This is a genomic window from Rhodococcus sp. R1101, from assembly GCF_000278445.1.
Lineage (GTDB): Bacteria > Actinomycetota > Actinomycetes > Mycobacteriales > Mycobacteriaceae > Rhodococcus > Rhodococcus gordoniae.
In genome coordinates, this window is the sequence record NZ_AJVB01000185.1 from 1 (window position 1) to 7,082 (window position 7,082).

Annotated in this window: 5 protein-coding genes and 1 pseudogene; all 6 read left to right on the plus strand. The window is 71.9% G+C overall.

Annotated elements, in window-relative coordinates:
• On the plus strand, positions 1 to 570 hold a 570-nt coding region (locus tag R1101_RS26630), incomplete at its 5' end, for a TetR/AcrR family transcriptional regulator C-terminal domain-containing protein (RefSeq protein ID WP_016933833.1).
• Between the two features lie 42 nt (positions 571 to 612).
• Complete coding sequence (locus tag R1101_RS31315; protein WP_016933834.1) at positions 613 to 1,905, plus strand: SWIM zinc finger family protein; 1,293 nt, start codon at positions 613 to 615, stop codon at positions 1,903 to 1,905.
• The gene (locus R1101_RS0112910; protein WP_016933835.1) at positions 1,902 to 3,302 is read left to right on the plus strand and encodes a DUF5691 domain-containing protein; all 1,401 of its coding nucleotides are present in this window, start codon (positions 1,902 to 1,904) and stop codon (positions 3,300 to 3,302) included. Before R1101_RS31315 ends, R1101_RS0112910 begins: the two co-directional genes overlap by 4 nt.
• Positions 3,303 to 3,349: 47 nt before the next feature.
• A complete protein-coding gene (locus R1101_RS0112915; RefSeq protein ID WP_051017535.1) occupies positions 3,350 to 4,477 on the plus strand; it encodes an ATP-binding protein in 1,128 nt (375 codons plus the stop codon).
• Complete coding sequence (locus R1101_RS0112920) at positions 4,474 to 6,675, plus strand: DUF5682 family protein (protein WP_016933837.1); 2,202 nt, start codon at positions 4,474 to 4,476, stop codon at positions 6,673 to 6,675. Before R1101_RS0112915 ends, R1101_RS0112920 begins: the two co-directional genes overlap by 4 nt.
• A pseudogene (locus tag R1101_RS0112925) lies at positions 6,672 to 7,082 on the plus strand (hypothetical protein); the annotation flags it as partial. The gene R1101_RS0112920 and the pseudogene R1101_RS0112925, both read left to right, overlap by 4 nt.

A 7,082-nucleotide genomic window follows, 5' to 3' on the forward strand; every position in this document is an offset into this window, starting at 1 on the left:
GGACTCGGCGACCTGACGATGCGCAAGCTCGCATCGTCGCTCGGCGTCCAGCCCGGCGCGCTGTACTGGCACTTCCCGAACAAGCAGACCCTGCTCGGGGCTATGGCCGACCGCATCCTCGACGGTGTCGACGAACCTCCCGCAAGCGACGCCTGGGACGGCGCGCTCGCCGAACTCGCGCACCGTTTCCGCGCCGCGCTGCTCGCTCACCGCGACGGCGCGGAACTCGTCGCGTCGAGCTACGCATCGCGGCTCACCACCTCCCGGGCCCGCGACGCCTTCGTGGGGACCGCCGGACGTGCCGGCCTGTCGCAGGCATACGCCGAGCTCACCGGCTACGCGCTGCTGCACTACGTGCTCGGCCACACCGTCGACGAGCAGTCCCGCGCGCAGCTCGAGGAACTCGGCGCGCTCACCCGCGCTCCCCTCTCCCCCGATGTCGCGACCGAGCAGCCGGCCGAGGCCGACGACGACCTGCTCGACGGCGATCCCGCCGTCCGGTTCGAGTTCGGTCTGCAGTTGTTCGTCGACGGCATCCGCGCACGTCTGGAGACCCGTGCGACATCCTGATCCCGCCACTCCTGTCGGACCCGTCTCCTATCTTCGACGCTCGTGACCGCCCCCTGGACCCTCCAGCAGATCAACGCCGTCGCACCCGATCCGTCCTCGATGACGGCTGCGCGCGGCGTCGCCTCCGCATGGCTCGAAACCGGTCACGACGACGCAGCTCTGTGGGGCCTGTGCCGCGGCCGCGGCACGACGCCGTACCGCACCGCGATCGATCCGAGGGCTCCCGCCTACTCGTGCACGTGCCCGAGCCGGAAGCTGCCCTGCAAGCACGCCCTGTCGTTGCTCGTGTGCTGGTCGGAGGGCGCCGTGCCCGCCGGGAAGGCGCCCGATTCCGTCACCCGCTGGCGCGCCTCCCGCGCCGCGTCCACCGCACTGCGCGCCCCCGCGGACGACGAGCCGGTCAGGACCCCCGACCCGGCGACCGCCCAGCGTCGCGCGGAGCGGGTCGCGGCAGGACTCGAGGATCTCGACCGCTGGCTGACCGACCGGATCAGGCACGGTCTCGGGGCGGTCGACCACGGCTACGAGACCTACGAGACGATCGCCGCCCGCATGGTCGATGCCCAGGCCCCCGGTGCGGCCTCCGCGCTGCGCGCACTGGCGACCGTCGTGACCGACGAAACGGATTGGCCCGCCAGATTGCTCAACGAATACGCGCGTCTGCACCTGATGGCCGTCGCGTACCGGCGGCGCGACGAACTGCCCCGGCCGCTCCTGTATTCGCTGCAGACCCATCTCGGTTTCGGTACCCGCAGCGAGGAGGTGCGTGCCGAACCGGCCGTGCGTGACCGGTGGCAGGTCCTCGCGGTGCGTGTCACCGAGGAGAGCCGGATGTTCACCCGCAGGACGTGGTTGCGCGGACGATCGAGCGGCCGGTGGGCCGTGGTTCTCGATTTCGCGCACGGCACAGCACGTTTCGGCACACCGATCCCCTTCCCGGGTTCGCTCGTCGACGCCGATCTGCACTTCTGCCCCGGCGCCGCCCCGCTGCGTGCCATGTTCGGCCGGCAGCACGGCGAGGCCGAGCCGTTCACGACACTGCCCGCCACCGGACTCGACGCCGCGCTGGGCGAGTACGCCCGCATGCGTGGGTCCGATCCGTGGTTGCGCACCTGGCCCGTGTTGCTCGACGCAGTCACTCCCACCCCCAGCGAGGACGGCTGGTACGTCGTCGACCCGTCCGGACGGGCACTGCCGCTGGCCGGAGACGACGACAGCCGCTGGCGGCTGCACACGGTCGCGGGTGGCCGTCCGGTGACGGTCTGCGGCGACTGGGACGGAACCACTCTCGCCCCGGTGTCCCTGTTCACCGAAGGACAGGTGCTGACCTGGTGACCGCATTGCCCGAATCACTGACGACCACAGCACTTCTCGGCACGGCACGCTCCGCGCCCGAGTTCGACGCGCTGCACACGGCCGACGCCGCGGGCCGACTGTCCGGAGACCCCGCGGCGACACTGCTCGCCGCTGTCGCACTGGAGGCGACCTTCCTCACCGCAGCGACCGCGCCCGTGGTCCGCGAGCTGCCGTCACCGGCCCCGGACGACGACCGTCCCGTCCTGCCCGGCGCGGCTGCCGAACGCCTGCGCGCACTGCTCGCCGTCCGCTCCCCGCTGCTCGACGAGTGGTTCGAGGTGGCCGCCCGATTCCGCGCGTCGCACGACGTCGTGGTCGATCTGCTGACCGTCGCGACCACCGACGCGGTGCATCGCGACCGGCTCGTCGCGCTCACCGGCACACGGGGACGCTGGGTGGCCGCGCGCAACCCGGAATGGGCCGAACTGCTGGCTCCCGACCCGCTCGACGACACACCCTGGTACGCCGGTCCGCCCGCCCGGCGCCGCCGGTGGTTCGAGACGCTCCGCACGCACGACCCGGCGGCGGCCACCGCGACACTCGCGGCATCGTGGGGCGCGCAGACCGCCGCCCAGCGAGCCGAGTTGCTCGCCCTGCTCGCGCTGAAGCTCGGTCCGCACGACGAAGCCCTGCTCGAACGCGCACTGGACGACCGCAGCCGCAAGGTCCGCGCCGTGGCGCTCAAGCTTCTTCCGCGCCTGTCGGATTCCGCCTTCGCGCAGCGTATGGCCGAGCGGGTGCGACAGTGGCTGCTCGTCGACGGCTCGACCGTCACCCTCGCCGTCCCCGACCGGCCGAACGAGAACGCACTCCGCGACGGTCTCTCCGACGGTCCGGTCCACGATCTGCTGATGGCGGCAGTCGCGGCCGCTCCGCTGTCGGTGTGGCACGAGCACGCCCGGGCCACGGTGCTGCCGGAGTTCGACGTCGACGACACCGTCCGCACCGCGTTGACGGCCGCGTGGGGCCGCGCGGCGGTCCGGCAGCGCAACGGTGAGTGGGCTGCCGCATTGCTGCGACGCGACGGCAGCGTCGACGCGGACGTCGCGCGGGTCGTCCCCCTCGACGTCCTGCTCATGCACCTGCGCGAGTCGTCGGCGTCCGCGATCCTCGACGACGCGCTACTCGCCGCCCTCCCCGCGCCGTGGCCGCGTGATCTCGCCGAGAAGGTGCTCACCGCGCTGTACACGAAGTCGACGACCACCGGTGTCGTCCGCGACGTCCTGATCCTGCTCGCCCGCCGGGCCCCTTTCGATCTCGCCGACTTGCTGGCCGACGCCGCGAACCGCACCGACGACCTCGGTCGTCTGCACCTGTTCGCCAGTGCAGCCGACACCCTGACCCTGCGCAAGACGATCCACGAGGAGCTGAGTTGACCGACACCGAGTCGACCCCCGCAGTTGTCGGCACCGATGAGCCCGAGGTGTCCGGCCCCACCGGGTCCGGCACGCCCGATACCGCCGCGCCCGATACCGGCCTGCTGCGTCCGCACGCCGAGCAGCAGTACGCGCACGAACTCGCGGTGCTCGCGCGCCTCGACGACCGGCCGCGCCCACCGTCGTGGCAGCTGTCGCCATGGGCGGTGGTGACCTACCTGCTCGGCGGTGAACTGGCCGACGGCACCGTGATCAGCCCGAAGTACGTCGGTCCGCGCCGGTTGATGGAGGTGGCCGTCGCCACCCTGGCGACCGACCGGGCCCTGCTGTTGCTCGGCGTGCCGGGCACCGCGAAGACCTGGGTGTCCGAGCATCTCGCCGCCGCGATCAGCGGTTCGTCGACCCGGCTCGTGCAGGGAACAGCCGGCACGACCGAGGAGTCGGTGCGCTACGGCTGGAACTACGCGCGTCTGCTCGCCGAGGGGCCGAGCCCCGCCGCGCTGGTCGCCTCCCCGGTCATGACGGCGATGCACGACGGCGCTGTGGCACGTATCGAGGAACTCACCCGCATCCCTGCCGACGTGCAGGACGCGCTGATCACGATCCTCTCCGAGAAGACCCTCCCGGTCCCCGAACTCGGCACCGAGGTGCAGGCGGCGAAGGGGTTCAACGTCATCGCCACCGCCAACGATCGCGACCGCGGTGTCAACGACCTGTCGTCCGCGCTGCGCCGACGGTTCAACACCGTCGTGTTGCCGTTGCCGGCGAGCGAGGAGGACGAGGTCGCGATCGTCACCCGCCGCGTCGAACAACTCGGCGCCGCACTCGAACTTCCCGCCGTGCCCGCGGCCGCGGAGGAGATCCGCCGCGTCGTCACGGTATTCCGCGAGCTGCGCAGCGGCGTCACCACCGACGGCCGGACCAAGCTGAAATCCCCGTCGGGCACGCTGTCCACCGCCGAGGCGATCTCGGTCGTGACGGGTGGTCTGGCACTGTCGGCGCACTTCGGCGACGGCGTGCTGCGTTCGTCCGATGTCGCGGCCGGCATCCTCGGTTCGGTGGTCAAGGACCCGGTCTCCGATCGCGTCGTCTGGAACGAATATCTCGAGGCCGTCGTCCGGGAACGCGGCGACTGGACCGACTTCTACCGGGCGTGCCGGGAGATCACCGGGTGACCGACGCTCTCTTCGACCGCGCGGATGCTCCCGCGGAGATCCGGGTCTTCGGGATCCGGCACCACGGGCCGGGTTCGGCACGCGCGGTGTTGCAGGCGCTCGCCGAGTTCGAACCCGACACCGTGCTCATCGAAGGGCCGTCCGACGCCGATCCGGTGCTCGCGCTCGCCGCGGCCGACGACATGGTGCCGCCGGTCGCGTTGCTGGCCTACGCACGCGACGAGCCGGCGCGGGCCGCGTTCTGGCCGGTCGCGGCCTTCTCCCCCGAATGGCAGGCCCTGCGCTGGGCGTATCTGCACGACGCGGACGTGCGGTTCTGCGACCTTCCGGCGGCGATGTCGCTCGCGGCCGAACGGGAGGTCGGCGACCGCGCGGCCGACGATCTGCTCGGCATGCTCGCCCGGGCCGGTGGATATGCCGATTTCGAGCAGTGGTGGGATGCGGTGGTCGAGCACGGCCCCGCCCAGGCCTTCGACGAGATCACCGACGCGATGCGGGCGCTGCGCGAGGACGTCGGGCTCGACGACCACACTGCGCGACGCGAGGCACACATGCGGCAGGTGCTGCGCGCGACCGTCAAGGCCGGGGCCCGCGCGATCGCCGTGGTGTGCGGGGCGATGCACGCCCCCGCACTCACCGGCCGGCTCGGACCGGCCGCGCCCGACGCGCGTCTGCTCAAAGGCCTACCCAAAGTGAAGACCACCCTCACCTGGGTACCGTGGAGCCACTCCCGGTTGTCGTTGTCGTCGGGCTACGGCGCCGGCATCACCTCACCCGGCTGGTACCACCACCTGTTCACCCAGCCCGCGGACACGACCGCGCGCTGGTTCACCCGCGTGGCCCGTGTTCTGCGCGAGGAGGATCTGCCTGTCTCGAGTGCCCACGTCATCGAGGCGACGCGCCTGGCCGACACGCTCGCTGCGCTGCGGGGTCGCGCGGTGGCCGGACTCGACGAGGTCGTCGAAGCGACCCGATCGGTGCTGTGCGACGGCGACGACGTCCTGCTCGACCTCGTCACGCGGCGGCTCGTCGTCGGGGAGGCACTCGGATCCGTCTCCGAGAACACCCCCACCGTCCCGCTCGACACCGACCTGCAGCGACAGGCGAAGTCGTTGCGTCTCAAGCGGTCCAGCGAAGCGAAGAACCTCGATCTGGACCTGCGCCGGGAAATCGACGTTGCGCGGTCGCGACTGCTGCACCGGCTGGCGCTGCTCGGGATCGACTGGGGTACGCCCACGCAGAGCGAGGTGCGCTCGACCGGCACGTTCCGCGAAACCTGGACGCTGCGGTGGGAGCCCGAGTTGTCGGTAGCGATCGTCGAGGCGTCCCGGTGGGGCACGACGGTGGAATCCGCCGCGGGTGCCACGGTGGCCGACCGTGCCGCTCGCTCCGGGATCGCGCTCGCCGACCTCACCGAACTCCTCGAACGGGCGCTGCTCGCCGACCTACGCACCACGATCCCGGCGCTGGTGAGGGCGATCGATGCGGCGGCCGCTCTCGATCACGATGTGCTGCACCTGATGAGCGCACTGCCGACCCTCGTGCGGACCGTCCGGTACGGCGACGTGCGGGGCACCGATCTGTCCTCCCTGGACCACGTCTGCGACGCTCTGCTCGCGCGTGTCTGCGCCGGCCTCCCGGCGGCGGTCACCGGTCTCGACCACGACGCCGCCGAGGCACTGCGCACCGCGATCGACGACGTGCATCTCGCGCTCGCGTTGCGCGAGGACCCGACCGCGACCGTCCGGTGGCTCGACACGCTGATATCGGTGAGCGAGCGCGACGACGTCGACGGTCTGCTCGTCGGCCGCACCACCCGGATGCTGCGCGACGCCGGCCGGCTCGGCGAGCACGATACGGCCGTGCGGGTCGCGCGAGCGTTGTCGGTGGGTTCACCCGCGCCTGCGAAGGCGCGCTGGATCGACGGTTTCCTCGGCGGTGGTGGGCTCCTGCTGGTCCACGACGGCGCCCTGTTCGATCTCGTGGACGGCTGGCTCAGCGGCCTCACCGACGACGATTTCGTCGACGTCCTGCCCGTCCTCCGACGCACCTTCGGGTCCTTCGCCTTCGGGGAGCGAGGCCTGCTCGGGCAGACGGTGCGCGGCGAACGCACCCGCCGCACGGAGGCACCGCCCGCGGTGGACCGCGGCCGGATCGCTCTGACCGCCACCGCGTCGATCCTGGGAGTGTCGGCATGACAACCGAATCCGGAGACACCGAACGTCTGCGCCGCTGGCGGCTCGCACTCGGTGAGGCCGCCGAGGACTCCACGGGCTCCCTGTCCTCGGCCGACGACACCGCCATGGACGCCGCGCTCGCCGCCCTGTACGACACCGCGCCGGGCGACGGCACCGCGCCGCGCACCGCCGGTCTCGGTGCATCCGCGCCCCGGGTGGCACGCTGGCTCGGCGACATCCGCACCTACTTCCCCACGTCCGTCGTCCAGGTGATGCAGCGCGACGCGGTGGATCGGCTCGGGTTGACCCGGCTGCTCCTCGAACCCGAGATGCTCGAGGCCGTCGAACCGGACGTGCACCTGGTGGGCACGCTGCTGAGCCTGAACCGTGTGATGCCGGAGACCACCAAGGCGACGGCACGCACGGTC